The organism is Kribbella sp. NPDC006257, assembly GCF_040613535.1.
GTDB lineage: Bacteria > Actinomycetota > Actinomycetes > Propionibacteriales > Kribbellaceae > Kribbella.
On sequence record NZ_JBEXSJ010000008.1, the window covers coordinates 1 to 17,054 of the forward strand.

The following is a 17,054-nucleotide window of genomic DNA, read 5'->3' on the forward strand; positions in this document are numbered from 1 at the left end:
TCCACCCGGCCCGGAGGGCCGGTTCCGAGGCGGCCAACGGCCGCGCGGCCTCGGCGGCGTCGGTCAGCGCCTGCTCGAGCTCGGCAGGGGTGGTGTCCGGGGTCATCGGTTCTCCTCCAGGGTCTGGGCTGCCAGGAAGGCGAAAGGTTCCCGGCCGACTGCCACCGTATTCGTCAGCGTGCCGATCTCGCTGATCGCGATCGCCACCACGTCGTCCGCCTGGAGCGCGAAGTCGAGTTCGGGGACGATCCCGGTGCCGGTCGCGAGGATCACACCGTCGGGGAAGTCGTTGGGGAAGAAGAGCACGTCGATCAGGTCCTGCAGTTCGCGGACCAGGTTCTTGGTGGACGTCGTACCGGTGAAGACCTCTTCGTCGCCGCGGCGGATCGCGAGGTCGATGGTGAGGTCCTTCGGGTCGGCGACCTCCCAGACCGGCCGGATCCCGTTCGCCAGCGCGCATCCGCCGGCGAACACCTTCGCCTGCGGGATGTAGAGCGGGTTCTCGCCCTCGATCGACCGCGAGCTGACGTCGTTGCAGATGGTGAACCCGACGATCTCGCCGTACCGATTGGCGACGACCGCCAACTCGGGCTCCGGTACGTCGTGCCCGGAATCTCCCCGAATCCCGATCGGCTCCCCTTCCGTCACCACCCGCCAAGCCGCCGCCTTCGGAAACAGCTCAGGCCTCTTCGCCGAGTACACCCGGTCATACACAGACTGCTCAGTACTCTCCTCCATCCGAGCCCCCCGCGACCGCTCATAAGTCACCCCCGCACACCACACCTCCCCATACCCATCAAGCGGCGCAAGCAGCCGCACGCCGGACAGGGGGATCGGGTCGCCGAGTTGGTCCGGGGCGGTGGCGGTGCGGAGCTCCTCGGCTGTCAGGTGGAGGAGCTCCGCGATCCGTGTGATGCCGCGAACCGGTGCCACCGTGTCACCGGTTCGGACCCCGGCCTGGGGCGGTTGGCCTGGGAGCTGGAAACGGACCAGGTGCATCAGGTTCTACCTTTCACATCGAAATGCCGGCGCTGCATCGGGTAGTCGGGTTACATCGAGGTGCCGAGGAGGCCGCGGGTGATCTGGAAGCCGACGTTGCCGGAGGCAACTGCTTTCGGGGTCTGCCGCCGACTCGCGACAGCAGCGATGATCTCCAGGCCGGCCTGCGCCTGCTCGCCCGCGTCACCGAGGGCGACGGCATCGAGATCGTCCCCGTACGTCGCGACCGTCGGCGGATGACTGCTGAATTGGACGACCGGGACGAAGCGCTGAGCCGACAAGGTGCCGCCAGCGACATGCGCAAGGATCTGCTGTACGCCGCCCGCCCCGAACCCGGTGGCCGTCTCCATCCAGTCCTTGCCCGGCATCCGCATCACGTGCCAGCCCGGAAGAGTGAACCGCTGTCCGTGCGCGATTGTCGGACCTACCTCCGCGGTCGAACCGAAAGCGGCGGACCGGAAGTTCTGATCGGCGACCAGCGCACCTCGCGATGAGAGCACGACCGACCCACCCGCACCGACGATCTCCCGGCCGATCAACGCCATCGCCTCGGCTGTTTCCGGGGTGAGATCGCCGCGCGCTTCGAGGGCGACCGTGAGTTCGCCGACCGTCCCCTCGACCTGCTCCGGCGCAGGGAGGGCGAAGCTGCCGAACCAGTCCTTGACCCGCGTGGTGACCGCGTCCAGCCCGCCGTCGGCCTGGATACTCGCCCAGCCGAACCGGGACGGATCCGCGCCGGCCTCGACGAGCCGCGACCGGAAGTAGTCATTGTGGGTCTTCTCGCAGCCGTGCTCGAGGAGCAGCGCCATCCGGACGTTCGGATGCAGCAGATAGCCGACCATCGTCCGCGCGAATGTCTCCTCGGACGCACCGCCGCTCGACCCACATCCTTCGGTATGCGGCAACGCGACCATCCTGCTGACGGAAACTCCCGCCCAGTTTTCCGTTTCCGCCTTTTCCGCCAGCCGGAGCGCGATCATCCCCGAACACAGACTGGTCGGCAGAATCAACCCCACCTGCTCAGGCACACGTTTTCCGTCCGCCTCCAGCAACACAACACCAGTAGCAGTACTTGTCTTCTCGGCGGAAAACGTTAGCGGTGTTGCCGGGAGTGGGGCGTCGCGGTCTTCGGCCGGGAGATCGGCGAGGCTGCGGGAGGTGCGGCCGTCGGTGGTGATGGAGATGCCTTCACGTGGACCGCTCTGGCGCCAGTTGCGCCAGATCGACACCTGGCTGTGCCCGGCGCGTTCACCTGCGCTCGGCTCGCCCGACGCCACCCGGACGGTGAGATCGAACGTCTCATCGGTGAGCTTCGCCATCGGCGTACCGGTCAGGTAGCGCCCGGCGTCGACATCCATCTCCGCGTGCAGCAACTCGTAGCGGGTAGACGTGGTGACGAACTTGATCGTCGGAACGAACGGAAAATTGGTGATCGAGCCGTTTCCGGTGGTGAAGAAGATCAGGTTGCAGCCACTCGCGACCTGCCCTGCAACAGATTCCAGGTCGTTGCCGGGACTGTCCATGAAGACGAAGCCGTGGCCGGGCATGCGTTCGGCATAGTCGATGACGTGGTCGAGCCGGACGTCGCGATCGAGCTTGCGGGCGGCGCCGACGGACTTGAGGACGATGTTGTAGAGCCCGCGATAGACGTTGCCGCCGGACGGGTTTCCCTCAGCCGTATGACCATGCCATCCAACTCGTTCCTTGAACGATTGCACGGTCCTGAGGAACCGCTTGGCAGTCGAAAGATCGCGGACGTTCTTGAGCACGTACGGTTCCGCACCGATCAGTTCATCGGTCTCAGCCAGTACTGCGATGCCGCCGTGCCGGATCACCTCACGCGCGACAGCCCCGGACAGCGGGTTGGCACTCACACCCGAGAACGCGTCCGATCCGCCGCACTGCAGGCCGATCCAGAGATCAGCCAGCGGAACCTCTTGCCGCTCCTGCGCCGCAACGATCGGCACCCACGGTTCAACGAGCTTCGCCGCCTCGGCGAGGTCTTTCTCGAAGCCACTCCGGCGAGTGAAGTACGCATGCGGCACGCGGATCGGCGGATACCCCTCCTCGACCATGAAGTCCCGGATCGCCTGCCCGGACACGAGCTCACCCTCGCTGTCGACGATCAGCACCGCCCCGACATTCGGATTCAAGGCAAACCCAGCCAGCGTCGCCAACAGAATCCGCAGATTGTTAGGCGCCCCCTCCTCCCCACCCTCCGTATGCGCCACCGGCACGACCCCATCAAACCCGTCCGCATCTGCGAATCGTTTGGCTAGTTCGGTGACGAAGGCGCTGTTGCGGGAGCTGGTGGCTAGGAGTACTAGGTGGTTGCGGGTGCCCGCGGGGCCTTGTTCGCGGGGATAGCCGAGGAAGGTTCCGGGTTGTTCGACCGAGGTGACCTGCTGGCCGAAGTTGAGGGCGTTCTCGTCGAGTTCGTACGGATCAAGCGGCTCGTTGTCGGCCGACGGCTCAGCCGGGAGACCTTCGACCCCTCGACTCGCGACGGCGGCCAGGCTGGTCGGCGTACAGACGTAGTCACCGATCGCGAGATCGCGGCGCGCCCGGGCGAACGGGGTGTGCCAGGACAACAGCGCCTCGCCGGCAGCGATCGGGCGGGCGACGATCCGGTGACCTTCGAGGACCGTGTGCGGCAGCGTCACCGCCGTACCGGCGAAGTCGACCACGGTGCCCTGTTCAAGCCGGCGAGAACAGATCGCGACGTTGTCGCCCGGTTCGGGCAACACGCCGATCTCGTCGAAACTGACCATCGCGGGCGCCTCCCGGTAGCTGTCCGGTGCCGAATCGTGCATGATGCATGATTACAGTGCCACCCTGCCGAACGAAGCGGGCCGGGTCAAGGGCGCGACCAGTCCCTGGAGATTGCGATGACCGAGACCGTGGAGCCGCCGGATCGCCGGCTGCTGCGGCGGCAGATGCTCGCCGACGACGTGTACGAGGCGATCAAGACGATGCTGATGGACCACGCCATCCGTCCCGGCGCGCGGATCTCCATCGACGGCCTCGCCCGCGATTTCCAGGTGTCGTCGACTCCGGTGCGCGAGGCACTGGCGCGACTGGAGTCCGAAGGGCTGGCCGACAAGGAGCCTCTGAAGGGGTATCGGGCGACGCCGCTGCTGACGCTGGCGGAGTTCGACGACTTGTACCGGTTCCGCCGGTTGCTCGAACCGTGGGCGGCAGGGCGGGCGGCGGAACGACTCGACGACGCCGGCCGCGAATGTCTCCATGCGGAACTCGCGACCGCAGTCGAACCGACGTCGGTGGACTACGCGGGGTACAAGTCACTCACCGCGCACGACAACCGCTTCCACACCTTGATCGCCAGGCTGTCCGGCAGCGAGCAGGTCCGTCTCGCCTTCGAGCGCACCCACTGCCACCTGCACATCTTCCGGCTGCACTACGACCGCGACACCGGCCCGGAGGTCCTCGTCGAACACCGCCAGATCGTCGAGGCGATCACCAGCGGCGTCCCCGCCGCCGCCGAGGCCGCCATGAACCAGCACCTGGAAAACTCCATGACCCACCGCCTCCGAAAGATCTACGAATAGAAGACGACGGCGAGCAACTTCTCGATCGAAGGCTTCGGGTCGCCGTTACCCCACGGATTGAAGGCGATAGTCAGTTGGCGACGACCGTCTTCAGTGATCCACGAGGCAGCCTGACAGCCGAAGATGTCGCCGTCGTGGCCCCACACCCGGATGCCGTTGACCAGCTTGGTCTCCAGCCCAAGACCGTAGTCATAGTCACGGCCCGTACTGCGGATTTGCAGTAGCTCACTCTGCTGCTCCGGGCGTAGCAGCCAGCCGGTGAGCAGAGACCGGTAGAACTCGTTGAGATCGGCTGTGGTGGAGACGAGTTCGCCCGAAGCACCGGTGACCGTCGGGTTGAACCTGGTGATATCCACCGGCTCGACGTGATCGTCTACTTTTCGCGGTAGATAGCCGTGGGCATGAGGTCCCGCGATGACTGAGCGACGGCCGGGGAATTCCGTTCCGTGCAGCCCTAGTCGATGCAGCAGCCGGCGCTCGGCCTCCTTCGCGTAGTGGTTACCGGTCACCCGCTGAATCACCAGGGCGAGCAGGATGTAGTTGGTGTTCGAGTACATCCACGTGGTGCCGGGCTCGAAGAGCAGCGGCTGACCGGCGGTGAAATTCAGTAGTTCCTGGGGAGTCCAGGTGCGGTCGCGTATGGCGAGAACTTGGTCGGCCGTGCCGTAGAGAGTGCGGAACTCACGGGTGTTCGTGTAGTTCACGATGCCACTGGTGTGTTGAAGCAGGTGGTGCACAGTGATTCGGTCGCCGTCTGCGACGACGCCCGGCAGCCAGCGCTCAACGGTGTCGTCGAGCCGAAGCCGACGCTCGCCGGCCAGCTGCAGCACGACGGTCGCTACGAAGGACTTGGTGATGCTCCCCGCCCGAAACCGTCCAGTGACCGCAACCGGCTTCGCCGACCCAAGCTCGGCAACCCCGCTACTCCCCCGCCAAACCTTGCCAAAATCACGAACCTCAACCACCACTGCCGATGCAGCCGAGCCAGCAAGCTCGTCGATGATCTCCTGCAGTTCAACTCCTGGAGTCATCTGGTCGGCATTGGCAGTACGAGCGGTCGGGCGAAGCAGACCGCTCCCTCCCGCGGCCGCAGTGGCAACACCAACCTTGAGCATCGTTCGACGGCTGAGCATTGAACTATAGTACTAGTACACTAGATAATTGAGTCAATCCTTGCGACCCAGGTACCGAAGGACGGTCTCCCGGTTCTCGGTGAGCGGGCGGACGGCGTCGAGGGTCAGATGCTCGAAGGTCAGAGGTGGGTACTCCGTACGCATCCGCTCCACGTGGGCCCAATCGACCTCGCGCCAACCGGGGATGTTGCGGGTGCGGGTCTCGACGCGGCGACGGTGTTCGGCTTCGTCGCTGCAGACGCATTCGATGACGTGGAACTGAGCGTCGTACTGGCGAGCGCTCTTGCTCCATCGATCTACAAGTTCGTCGTTGATCAGGCAATCCATCACCGCAGACTGACCGAGCATCAACTGCCGATTCATCAACGTGGTCAGCAAGTCGTAGTACATGGCGAGAAAGGCCGGGCGATCCAGGCCCGTCAGCAGCCCGTGCGGTTTGAGTGCCCCCAGCAACCAATCACCGGCAAACGCCGGCGCGCCGAGTTCCCGTGCCACCAACTCCGCCACCGTCGACTTCCCCGTTCCCGGAAGCCCGGTAAACACCACCACCTGAGCCACACTCACCCGAAGACAGTAGCTCTCCCCCACCACCGATCCCGACCACCAACCGCCCGCCGCGCACCCTCACTCCCTCACTCCCTCACTCCCTCACCAGCTCACTCCCTCACTCCTCACCCACCCACCCTCACCCGCACCCGCACCCGCACACCCCCGCATCATCGGCCTCTCTCGCCAACGCGAGGGCCTCTGCATCGTGCGATGATCCTGGTCGGGGCGAATCGCGAGTGGGGACATGAGATGACGGCACAGCCGGGCAAGGACGAGGAGTCCCTGGACGCAGGGCGCAGCCGACTCACGCAGTACGGTGGGAACCCGCTGCCAAAGCCCGTCAGGCGACCGCCGCGGTGGTTGCGGATCGTCGCGGCGGTGGTGGCGGTCGTGTACTGCGCTTTGCTGATCCCGGATCACGAACTGCAGGACGTGCTCGAGACTGCGGTCCTCGCCCCCTTCTTCCTCTTGTTCGCGATCTCGCCACAGGGACTGTTCGACGGACGCAGCGCCGCGTGGATAGCACGGCATCCGATCCTCTTCGGCGGGGTCATGTTCGTGTTCCTCGGCACTATGTGCCTGTCCGGCCTCGCGGAAATCTTTGACTGGGGGCCTGCCGTGGCGATCATGTTGCCGGTGACAGCCGTCGCGGTGGCGGTCGCCACCTTCTTCGACCGCACGGCCCGGCGCACGATGCCGAGCGCTGAGGACAGCTGACCGTCTGCGGGTTTGAGGTGGTCGATCCGGTGGTGGAGTGGTCGGGTTTGGTCGAGAACCGGGTGGGTGGCGGGTGTGGCGGCGATGCTGACCGGGCGGACGGCGTGAGGTCGTCCCGGGACAATCGGAGGATGAGATGCTCCCCAAACGTCTGCTCAGCACGCTGGGCGCAGTGCTCGCCGTTGGTGGCGGTTCCCTGCTGACCGTCAGCGAGGCCCAAGCTGCTCCCATCTATGACTGCTTCTGGAAGACCGACACCGGGATCACGTTGTTCCGGTCGGCAACCTCGACCACGGGCGACTACTTCGTCGGTGCGGGCGTCAAGATGATCGACTTCGGCTGCAATGGGCAGCGCGTCGGCCGGTCGTACACCGACTGTGGCGGCGACAACCGGTGGGTCGACATCGACAGCGTTGCCAACGCCCCCGCCAAACACGGGTTCGCCGCCTACGGCTGCATCACCTACACCGGCCGAGTCCTGCACACCACCTGACACCCCACGTCGCCGGCCCCGGGCAACATCCGGGACCGGCGGTGGGTCAGCGGGTTGGGGTGATGACTAGGGCGTCTCCTACTGGGCGTTCGCCGGTGGCGTCCGACGGAGAGTTCACGAGCTTGTTGTTGGCGACCATGGTGGTGGAGCCACCGCCGTCGAGGTTGATGGCGCTTCGGAGGCCGAAGGACTTGGCGACGGCGGCCGCCTCGGCGATGCCCAGGCCGAGGCTGGCTTCCGAGCGGCCGTCCGCGGTGATGATGACGGTGCGGCCGAGGGCGTCGACGCCGGCGATGGTGCGGGGGTTTCGCTTGTGCACCCAGCCGTAGTACTGGCTCGGGTTGTCCGGCGGAGCCATCCCGTCGGCGAGTGGGGTGGCGTGCAGTTGGCCGTCGCGAATCAGTTCGGGCCCACCGTTGACGATCGTCGTGCGAGGCGAGAGGCGTACGTCGTGCCCGCCAAGGTCAGTCAGCGAGGCGCGGATCTCCAGGCGGTTGCCGATCTTCGCGGCGGCCAGGAGCAGCGGGACCTGGTTGCCGATGGCCTGGACCGTGCGGCCGCCTTCGGGGATCGCGCCGCCGCGCGTCGTCGTACGGATCGCAGTGACCACACCGTGGCGATCGATGACGACCTCCGCACCCGGACCGCTCGGCGTCGAGGCCGCGTACGCCGAATCGAAGGCGATCAGCTCGTCGGGATCCTTGCAGGTCACGTCGTGCAAGGGCTTCGAGGTCGGCAGGTCGTCCGCCGTACCGCCGCAGTTGCGGATCAAACCGGGGACCCGGTCGAGACCGTCGAGCGGAAGCGGTGCGCCGAGGCCGCGGATCTCGCCGCGCCAGCGGAAGCGCTCGACCGCCGTATTGCGGGCGCCGTCGTTGATCACCAGTGCCGGACGGCCGGCGGTCGGCTCGCTGACCAGGCGCCCGTCGTACACGGCGACGCCGGCGGGATCGCCAGGAGCACCTGACTTCGGGTCGAGGACGAAGAAGCCGGCATTGGCCGCTGCCGTCGCGCCGGTCAGCGTCGCCAGCGTGCTGGTGGTCTCGCGCGCCTCGAGGTCGAGCCCGTACGACGCGTCGAGGCCACCGCGGAACTTCCTCGGATCGATCGTCAGCACCTGGACATGCCAAGGACCGGTCGATCCACTCACGTCGTCCGGCTCGCCGTCCCACCCGGTGAACACACTGGAGGCGCCCACCCCGGCCGCGATGACCTTCGCCCGCAAAGCATCCGCGTCGGCCTTCGCTGCAAACGACCCAAGCCGAACCCGGTAGCCCAGGTTGTTGCCACCTGCGTCGGCGAGCTGAGGTGTCGGTACGTCTTCCACCCGTGGATCCAGACCGGCGGCTCGCAACCGCGCGGCGACAGCATCAGCAGTTGGCTGGTCGGACAGTGCGGTCGCCGGCGCATCCGGATCAGGCGACGACGACGGGATCGCCACCTCGACGGTCCACACGGACTTCGGATCGGCCACACCGCGCACGATCGTCGTCAACGTGACGCCAGGCTGCAGCACCCGAACATCCCGAGCCTCCGGCAAACCCGCTGGACCTAACGGCAGCGCGGCGCTCGCCGGAGCGGGGCTGCCCGACGGGTGACCGGCCTGCGCGGACGCCGTACCGGCCAACGCCGAACCAGCCACCAGCGCCGCGGCGACCGCACCTGCCAAAGCACGGCGAGGCCGGTGAATCGACGGCTGGGCACCATGGTCCGCCGTGGAGTCGGTGGTGGAAAGGCGCGGGGGCTCGCGGCGTTCGCCTGGGCGGGTGGGGTCTTGCGGGCGGCGGAAGGTCATACCTACTTCCTATGTCACCCGCCAACCACCCGCAAGACCCTCACAGTGAACTAGCAACGACCTGAGCAGGAACTGAACAGCGCGGCCAGCGCGTCGACCAACTCGTCGGCGGTCGCGCGACCTTCACCTTCGAACTCGGCCACCTCGACGCCGACGTTCAGGCGGGAGCGTCTCCGTGGTCCGGGATTTCCAGTTGGACGCCGCCTTGGAGGGCGGATTGGTGGGCGTAGATGCCGGGGAGGGTGTAGCGGGCGGCGACCCAGGCGTTGACCGGGGGGAGGGTCTTGTCGGCGACGGCGCGGACGAAGTCGTCGGCGAGGAAGTGGTGGGAACCCTCGTGCCCGTTGTGCAGGCCGTCGAACTCAGCAGGCAGGCGGCTGCGGTCGTGGACCGGCGACAAGCCGCTGCGGAAGGCGTCCCGGAGCGCAGGGTCCACGTTCGCGAGGTCGGCGTCGTCGAGTGAGCCGGCCGAGGTCTCCATCAGGTGGCTGATGTCCTCGGCGCCTTCCTTGGTCTGCCACACGGTGGTGGTGGCGAGCTGCTCGAAGCTGCCTTCGGTACCGAAAACGCGCAGGCGCGACTCGCGGAGGTGCGACGGGTACCCGACGCGGCGCATCTCGTTCGTCCGCATCACACCACCATCGGCAAGCTTGAACAACGCAGTCGCGTTGCTGAAGTCGTTGTCGAACTGGCTGATCTCCTTGTCGAACACCCCATCGCCGCGATCGTCCTGGACACCGATGCAGGAGACGTGGGTGGCGTGCTGCCCGGTCACCGAGAGAACGTTGCCTACGGCATGCGTCGGGTACAGCATGGGTGGGAAGGACGCGGTCTTCTTCCAGTCCTCGCCGCCGGAGTACTGGTAGGCGGCGTAGAAGCCGAGATCCATGTCGTGGACGTAGTCGCCCTCGCAGTAGAAGACCCGGCCGAACTCACCCTTGGCGAGCTTGTCGCGGCAGTAGACCGACGAGGGGTAGTAGAAGCTCGTCTCGCCCATCATGTAGGTCAGGCCGGTCTGCTTGACCAACTCGATGATCCGCGCGATCTGGTCGGCCTCGATCGCCATCGGGACGGTCGAGTAGACGTGCTTGCCGGCTTCCAGCGCACGGATCGCCATCTCGCCGTGCAGCCAGCGCTGGGTGAAGATCGCGATCGCGTCGACGTCGGAGTCGAGCATCTCCTCGAACGACTGGTAGGTGATCGCGACGCCTTGCTGTTCGGCCATCGCGGCGAGGCGATCCGGCAGGACGTCGGTCAGGCTCACTTCGCGGACGTCAGGGTGCGCGGACCACAGCCGCAGGAACGAAGGAGCGAATTGACCTGCGCCGACCACACCGATGCTGATACTCATAAACCAAGGCAATCACACATTTATCTGCCCCGGTAGAACAATTCCGCACATCAAGACAAACCCCTCGTACTACGCTCGCGGAGCGGGTGCGAGGAGGCGATCGGGGTGGTCGGTGGTGATGCCTTCTACGCCCAGGGCAATGGCTTGGGCGAGGGTTTCGGGGTCGGGGACGGGCCACGCGGTAACCGAGAGGCCGTGGGCGTGGAGGGTGGCGACGCCTTCGGGGGTCAGGCCCTTGATGCCGCAGAGGGCCCAGGTGGCTTGGGCGGACTTGGTGAGGGTGATGACGTCGTCGATGGGTGGGGTGCGGCCGAGGATGAGGCCGGTGTCGGCGGACGGGAGAGCACGGCGTACGGACAGCAGGATCTCCGATTGGGATGAGGTGATCAGGGTGCGGGCCGCCAGCGAGGGATCAGCCTGGAGGGAGGCGGCCAGGAGAGGGACCGCTTCGTGGGCCTTGACTTCGGCTTGGATGCGGACGGAGATGGCGGCGACCGTTTCGGCCCAGGTGAGGATGACCTCGCCGAGCCCGGCGTCCAGCAAACGGAGCTGCGCGAAGGTCAGGTCCGTGACGGCGCCGGTGCCGTTGGTGGTGCGGTCGACGGTGGCGTCGTGGATGACGACCAGCTCGCCGTCCGCGCTCACCCGGAGGTCGAGTTCGATCTCGTCACAGCCGTCGGCGACCGCGCGACGGAAGGATCGCAGCGTGTTCTCCGGTTCCGATCCGAGCGCGCCACGATGGCCGGTGATGATCACAGCACCTTCTCCTCGTACTGGCGCCGCACCTCGTCGGCGATCGCCTCGAGCCGACGCGCGACCGCCCCGAAGACCTTGCGAGGCGACGCATTGTCGGCATAGATCTGCTGCAACCCGGTGTAGATGGCCACGTTCGAATTCCGTCCGTAGAGCCGGATCGCATCCTGCTTCCGGGCGTTGGTCAACTGCGCGATAGCGACCCCGTAGTTCGGCTCGTCCGCGATCAGCTTCTTCAGCGCCGGATCCTCCCGCGCCTTGTCGACCACCGGCAGATACCCGGTCTGGGTCGTCCACCAGGCCGAGTTCTCCGGCCGCGCAAGAAAGGCGAGAAACACTGCCGCCGCCTGCTTGCGTTCGGCGGAGGCATTCCGCAACATACCGATCCCGCCACCACCAGTCGCGATGCCGGCGGCCACCTCCGAAGGCACGAACCCCGCACCAACCTTGAACTTCGCCTTGCTCATCGCACTCTTCAACCCACCGGTCGAATCCTGGACCATCGCGACCAGCCCGTTCGCGAAGTCCGTCATCGCGCTGTTCGCCATATAGGCAAAGCCGTCGTCGTGCACCATCCGCCGCTGCCACTCACCGGCCGCGACCGCACCGTCCTGGTCGATCGTTACGTCGAGCCCGTTCGAATAGGCCCCGCCGAACTGCCAGACATTGCCCTGGAACTGCCAGTCCCCATCGACCTTCGCCAACGCAAGACTCCGCAACGGCCGTCCACCAGCCTGAACCCGAGCCAACGACGGCCCCCACGACCGCAACTCACTCCAGGTCCGCGGCGCCCGATCCGGCAACCCCGCCTTCGCAAAAGCATCCCGGTTGAAGTACAGGATCGGCGTACTCCGGGCGAACGGCACACACCAGCTCTGTCCCTTCACCACGTACTCCCCGAACAGCTTCTGGTGATAGACCGCGGGCCCGAAGCCATCCGTGAAATACCCGTTCAGCGGCTCCAACGCATCGTTGAGATAGAACCGCTCCCACGTCACATCGGACAGTACGGCGATGTCCGGCGCCTGCCTGGCGATCAGCGAAGCGGCGACCTTCTGCGCCACATCGTCGTACGAGCCCTGGAACTGCGCCTCCACATACACGTCCTGCTGCGACTCGTTGAACTTGGCAACGAGCTTCTCGACCGCCTTGCCGTTCGCACCGCCGTACGACGACCAGAAGACGACCCGGGTGCGGTGCGCGTACTGCTTCGGTACTGCGCCCGCCGGCTGCTCGTACTCCGCATCGATCGACCGGTAGCCACAGCCGGCCAGGGAGCCAGCCGCGGCCAGCCCCAGGAACGCACGACGCCTCATCCTTTCAACGCTCCTTGGGTGATGCCCCCGACGATGTGGCGCTGCGCCACCAGGAAGATCAGCAGCATCGGCGCGAGCACCAGCAAGGTGCCGGCCATGATCGTCCCCCAGTTCGCCAGCCCCTCCTCGTCCTTCAGGATTAGCAGCCCGACCGGCAAGGTCCGCATGTTCGCGGTGTTCGTCACGATCAACGGCCAGACGAAGTTGTTCCACTCCTCCACCGCGGTGATCACCACGACCGTGACCAGCATCGGCTGCGACATCGGCAACACCACCCGCCACAAGGTCCGCAGATGCCCGGCTCCATCAACAGCGGCCGCATCCGTCACCTCGGTCGGCAAGGTCAGAAAGTGCTGGCGCATCAAGAAGGTCGCGAAGGCGGACCCGATCCCCGGCACGATCAACCCGGCGTACGTGTTGATCCAGCCGAGTGACGCGATCGTCAGATAGTTCGGCAGCAACGTCACGTGTCCGGGCACCATCATTGCCCCGAGCACCAAAGTGAACAGCACCTTCTTGAACGGAAACCTCAAGTAGGCAAAGGCATACGCGGTCAGTATTGCGTTACCCACCTTCGCCAGCGTTCCGATCACGGTGATGATCGTCGAGTTGAGGAAGAACCGGTCGAACGGCGCCGCCTTCCAGGCCAGCGAGAAGTTCTCCCAGGTCAGGTCATGCGGCCACCACACCGGTGGCCATTGGTAGATATCGGCGGACTGCTTCAGCGCAGTACTGATCAACCAGTACAACGGCGCCAGGAAGATCGCGGCGACACCAGCCAGTACGACGTACTGCAGCGGTCTGGCTCTCATTTGTAGTGCACCCGCCTCTCCATCACGCGAGCCTGGACGGCGGTGACGATCAACAGGATCACGAACATGATGATCGACAGCGTCGCCGCGCGACCGGCGTTGAACGCCTGGAAGCCTTCGTTGTAGATCGACCAGCTCAGCGTGGTGGTGGCATCACCAGGGCCGCCGCCGGTCATCACGGCGATCACGTCGAAGGCCTGGAACGTGCCGATCACCGTCGTGATCAGCAGGAAGAACGTCACCGGCGCGAGCAACGGCAACTTGATCCGCCGGAACCTGGTCCAGGTCCCCGCGCCGTCGATCGCCGCACCCTCGTCGAGCTCCTTCGGCAACCCCTGCAGGCCGGCGAGGTAGATCAGCGCGGTGAAGCCGACGCTCTTCCACAGGTAGACGATCACCAGCCCGGGCAGGGCCCAGCCGGAGTTGTTCATCCAGTCCGGCGGTTCGGCACCGAACGGCTCGATCAGCGCGCGTAGCAGGCCGTACCCGGGATCGAAGATGAACAACCAGATCGTCGCGACCGCGGCACCGGAGAGGATGTGCGGCGCGAACGACAGCGTCCGGACGACGCCCCGGCCCTTCAGCGGCTGATCGAAGAGGACGGCGAGCGCCAGCCCGATCACCAGACTGCCGACCACGATCAGGCCGGTGAAGGCGAGCGTGATCCACAACGTCTTGTGGAAGGCGGGATCGTTCAGCGTGTTCACGTAGTTCGTCAGTCCGACGAACTTCGGCCGGGCCGCGATCATGTTCCAGTCGGTCAGGCTGAGATAGGCGTTGTAGATGATCGGCCAGTAGGCGAACACGGCGATCACCAGCAGGTTCGGCGCCACCAGCAAGGCGAACAGCCGGTACTCGCGCCGCCGCCGGCGCCGCTGCTCCTGGTTGCCTGCAGCAACTTGTCGCCGTTCGTCCGGATGCGTCCGGACCGGAAGATCGAGAGCAGTCACGAGACCCTCCCCAATAGGTCGAGTAGCGCATCGGCAAGGTCCGGTGCGGCCGCCAGTACGCCGTCCGCCAGCGGCGTGCCCGGACCGCCGATGGTCCGCGCACCGGCTTCCCGGGCGATCAGCCCGCCGGCCGCGACATCCCATCGCTGGATCACATGTTCGTAGTACGCATCGGATGTGCCGTCGGCGACCGAGCACAGATCCAGCGCTGCAGACCCACCCCGACGGACATCCCGTACGGCGGGCAGCACGTGCCGCAGGTACTCCGCCTGCTCGGCCCGCCGTTCCGCCAGATACGAGAACCCAGTGCTCACCAAAGCATCCCGCGACTCCCGCAGTTCCAGCTGTACGCCGTTCCGCGTGGCGCCGCCGTCGCGCACGGCCTGCCAGGTGATCCCGGTCCTCGGTTGGTGAACCACACCGATCAACGCACCTGCTTCGTCCTCGGCCGCGATACTGACGGCCCAGTCCGGACGGCCGTAGAGGTAGTTGACCGTGCCGTCGAGCGGGTCGATCACCCAGGTGACGCCGGAGAGCGAGAGTTTCAAGGCGCCTTCCTCACCGACCAGTCCGTCGTCGGGCAGGGCGGCGGCCAGACCGTCGGTGATCAGCCTCTCGGACGCACGATCGGCGGCGCTGACGGGATCGCTGGCCGAACTCTTGGTCTCGACAGCCGGCCCGTCGATGCTGAAGGCAGCTTGCCTGGTGAGCAGTTCCGCTCCCGCGGACGTTGCGAGGGTGACGGCCAGAGCAAGAAGTTCCTTGACGTCAGCGCTGCACATCCCGTGAAATTATCACCAGATGGTGGTTACGTATAGATAATTGATGTGATTTTCTCGGCGAAATCACATCAGTCGTCATCATCGTCGCGGAGCCGCACGCCGGTGACACCTTCGAGTTCGTCCAGCGCCAGCACCAGGGTCTGCAGCGGCGCCCGGCCGGTGAACCGCATCGCGGCCCGGACCTGCTGCCGGCCACCTTCGCGATGCACCTCCGTGCCGAGCACCGAGGACTCGAAGCCCATCGAGCTCGCCGTGTGCAGGATCTCCCGCAGTACGCCGGCGCCGTCGAGATACCGGACGGTGACGATCTTGCGGCGATCCGGCGACGGCAGATGCCGGGTCAGCCGGGTGAACGGGCCGACCGCGATCAGGTGCAGCGCTGTCGCCGCCACCGCGAGCACCGGCATCCCTGCCCCACAGGCCATCCCGATCGCGGCCGTCATCCAGATCGTCGCCGCGGTGGTCAGCCCGCGGACCACGTCGCGGCGCATGAAGATCACCCCGGCGCCGAGGAAGCCGACACCGGAGACGACCTGGGCCGCGATCCGGGACGGATCGAGGTTCACCTCGGAGCCGAGCACGTTCGAGAAGCCGAACCCGGACACCAGCGTGAAGACCGCTGCGCCGGTACCGACGAGCGTATGGGTCCGGACACCCGCGCTCTTCTGCCGGATCTGCCGTTCGACGCCGATCAGCATCGACAACACGAACGCGATCAGCAGCAGGAGCAGCTCGACCCACGTATCCGACGTCGCCAGTTTCATAGCATCACCACGATAGAACAGGAGCGCTCAGGCCGGGACCAGGCCGATCGGGTCGCGGCCGGCCAGGTAGGCGGCGACTGCTTCGGCGGCGATGGATGCGGCCCGATGCGCGGTCTGCCGGGTGGCGCCGGCCAGGTGCGGCGTCATCACCACATTAGGTGCCGTCAGCAACCGTGAGCCGGCCGGCAGCGGCTCGGCCGGGAACACGTCGAAGGCCGCCGCGGCCAACTGCCCCGACTCCAGCGCGTCGACCGTCGCGTCGTAGTCCAGCAGGCCACCACGGGCCGTGTTCACCAGTACGCCGCCGCGAGGCATCAGGGCCAACTGCTTCGCGCCGATCATGCTCCGGGTCTCGTCGGTCAGCCGGGCGTGCAGGCTGACCACGTCGGAGCGTCGCAGCAGCTCCTCGAGGCCGGTCAGTTCGATGCCGTCGGGCGCCGCGGAGATGAACGGATCGTTCACCAGCACCCGGGCGCCGAAGGCGAGCATCACTCGCGCGACCCGGCTCCCGATCGCACCGAAGCCGATCAGCCCCACCGTCGCACCGTCCAGCTCGCCGCCACATTCGTCGTACGCGTACAGATCGCTGCGCCACTCCCCTTCCTCCAGCGTGCGCTGCAGCCGGGGAAGGTTGCGCAGGGCACCCAACATCAAGGTGACCGCGTGTTCGGCCGCTGCCCCCGCATTGCGGCCGGGCGTGGACGACACGACGATGCCGCGTTCGGCGGCCGCCTTCACATTCACGTTCACCGGGCCACCCCGGCAGCAGACCAGGAACCGCAGGTCCGGCGCCGCGTCGAGCACGCGCTCGGTGAACGGCCCCATCTGGGTGACCGCCACCTCGACTCCCGGCAGCGCCTCGATCAGCTGGTTCTCGGCGTCGCTCGCCTCGTCCACCTCGGCCACCCGCCCGTACGGCGTGAGCGGCCAGGGCAACGTGATCTCGCGGAAATCGAAGGAGACCTCGGGCAGCTTCCCGAGCTCGGCTGCGAGCAGTTCGTTGCGGACGAAGTGGTCTCCGGCAAGCAGCGTGGGGACGGTTCTCATCAGGCTCCTGGTCTCATCTGTGCA

The 17,054-nt window shown here is 66.4% G+C and carries 16 protein-coding genes; 3 read left to right on the forward strand and 13 right to left on the reverse strand.

Annotated features, from left to right (window positions below):
* Positions 1-102 precede the first annotated feature (102 nt).
* Both ABZ004_RS11780 and ABZ004_RS11785 read right to left on the reverse strand, forming a co-directional pair.
* Positions 103-999, reverse strand: a complete 897-nt coding sequence (locus ABZ004_RS11780; RefSeq protein WP_355679779.1) for a fumarylacetoacetate hydrolase family protein — start codon at positions 997-999, stop codon at positions 103-105.
* Positions 1,000-1,049: 50 nt separating this feature from the next.
* Positions 1,050-3,812 (reverse strand): UxaA family hydrolase, encoded by a 2,763-nt coding sequence (locus ABZ004_RS11785; protein ID WP_355679780.1) that lies wholly within the window; start codon positions 3,810-3,812, stop codon positions 1,050-1,052.
* A gap of 75 nt (positions 3,813-3,887) precedes the next feature.
* Between ABZ004_RS11785 and ABZ004_RS11790 the strand changes: the two genes are divergently transcribed.
* A complete protein-coding gene (locus ABZ004_RS11790) occupies positions 3,888-4,568 on the forward strand; it encodes a GntR family transcriptional regulator (RefSeq protein ID WP_355679781.1) in 681 nt (226 codons plus the stop codon).
* On the opposite strand, the gene ABZ004_RS11795 is transcribed toward ABZ004_RS11790, so the two are convergent.
* Both ABZ004_RS11795 and ABZ004_RS11800 read right to left on the reverse strand, forming a co-directional pair.
* Complete coding sequence (locus ABZ004_RS11795) at positions 4,559-5,701, reverse strand: serine hydrolase domain-containing protein (protein ID WP_355679782.1); 1,143 nt, start codon at positions 5,699-5,701, stop codon at positions 4,559-4,561. The genes ABZ004_RS11790 and ABZ004_RS11795 overlap by 10 nt on opposite strands.
* Before the next feature lie 33 nt (positions 5,702-5,734).
* Positions 5,735-6,265 carry an AAA family ATPase gene (locus ABZ004_RS11800; protein WP_355679783.1) on the reverse strand — a complete coding sequence of 177 codons (531 nt, stop codon included), beginning with the start codon at positions 6,263-6,265 and terminating at the stop codon, positions 5,735-5,737.
* A 234-nt stretch (positions 6,266-6,499) separates the two neighbouring features.
* Between ABZ004_RS11800 and ABZ004_RS11805 the strand changes: the two genes are divergently transcribed.
* A complete protein-coding gene (locus ABZ004_RS11805) occupies positions 6,500-6,967 on the forward strand; it encodes a hypothetical protein (protein ID WP_355679784.1) in 468 nt (155 codons plus the stop codon).
* Between the two features lie 136 nt (positions 6,968-7,103).
* On the forward strand, positions 7,104-7,460 hold the full coding sequence (locus ABZ004_RS11810; RefSeq protein ID WP_355679785.1) for a hypothetical protein: 357 nt from the start codon (positions 7,104-7,106) through the stop codon (positions 7,458-7,460).
* Between the two features lie 46 nt (positions 7,461-7,506).
* Here ABZ004_RS11810 and ABZ004_RS11815 read toward each other — a convergent pair whose 3' ends face one another.
* From ABZ004_RS11815 to ABZ004_RS11855, 9 genes are all read right to left on the reverse strand, one after another.
* The gene (locus ABZ004_RS11815; protein ID WP_355679786.1) at positions 7,507-9,255 is read right to left on the reverse strand and encodes a phosphodiester glycosidase family protein; all 1,749 of its coding nucleotides are present in this window, start codon (positions 9,253-9,255) and stop codon (positions 7,507-7,509) included.
* A 157-nt stretch (positions 9,256-9,412) separates the two neighbouring features.
* Positions 9,413-10,606, reverse strand: a complete 1,194-nt coding sequence (locus tag ABZ004_RS11820; protein WP_355679787.1) for a Gfo/Idh/MocA family oxidoreductase — start codon at positions 10,604-10,606, stop codon at positions 9,413-9,415.
* 69 nt (positions 10,607-10,675) lie between these two features.
* Complete coding sequence (locus ABZ004_RS11825; protein ID WP_355679788.1) at positions 10,676-11,362, reverse strand: glycerophosphodiester phosphodiesterase family protein; 687 nt, start codon at positions 11,360-11,362, stop codon at positions 10,676-10,678.
* Positions 11,359-12,675 carry an ABC transporter substrate-binding protein gene (locus tag ABZ004_RS11830; protein ID WP_355679789.1) on the reverse strand — a complete coding sequence of 439 codons (1,317 nt, stop codon included), beginning with the start codon at positions 12,673-12,675 and terminating at the stop codon, positions 11,359-11,361. The genes ABZ004_RS11825 and ABZ004_RS11830 overlap by 4 nt, the downstream gene beginning before the upstream one ends.
* On the reverse strand, positions 12,672-13,487 hold the full coding sequence (locus tag ABZ004_RS11835) for a carbohydrate ABC transporter permease (protein ID WP_355679790.1): 816 nt from the start codon (positions 13,485-13,487) through the stop codon (positions 12,672-12,674). Before ABZ004_RS11835 ends, ABZ004_RS11830 begins: the two co-directional genes overlap by 4 nt.
* The gene (locus tag ABZ004_RS11840; protein WP_355679791.1) at positions 13,484-14,437 is read right to left on the reverse strand and encodes a sugar ABC transporter permease; all 954 of its coding nucleotides are present in this window, start codon (positions 14,435-14,437) and stop codon (positions 13,484-13,486) included. Before ABZ004_RS11840 ends, ABZ004_RS11835 begins: the two co-directional genes overlap by 4 nt.
* Complete coding sequence (locus ABZ004_RS11845) at positions 14,434-15,219, reverse strand: inositol monophosphatase family protein (protein WP_355679792.1); 786 nt, start codon at positions 15,217-15,219, stop codon at positions 14,434-14,436. The genes ABZ004_RS11840 and ABZ004_RS11845 overlap by 4 nt, the downstream gene beginning before the upstream one ends.
* 68 nt (positions 15,220-15,287) lie before the next feature.
* Positions 15,288-15,983 carry an MgtC/SapB family protein gene (locus ABZ004_RS11850; protein ID WP_355679793.1) on the reverse strand — a complete coding sequence of 232 codons (696 nt, stop codon included), beginning with the start codon at positions 15,981-15,983 and terminating at the stop codon, positions 15,288-15,290.
* A 27-nt stretch (positions 15,984-16,010) separates the two neighbouring features.
* Positions 16,011-17,030 carry a 2-hydroxyacid dehydrogenase gene (locus ABZ004_RS11855; RefSeq protein ID WP_355679794.1) on the reverse strand — a complete coding sequence of 340 codons (1,020 nt, stop codon included), beginning with the start codon at positions 17,028-17,030 and terminating at the stop codon, positions 16,011-16,013.
* Positions 17,031-17,054: the final 24 nt, after the last annotated feature.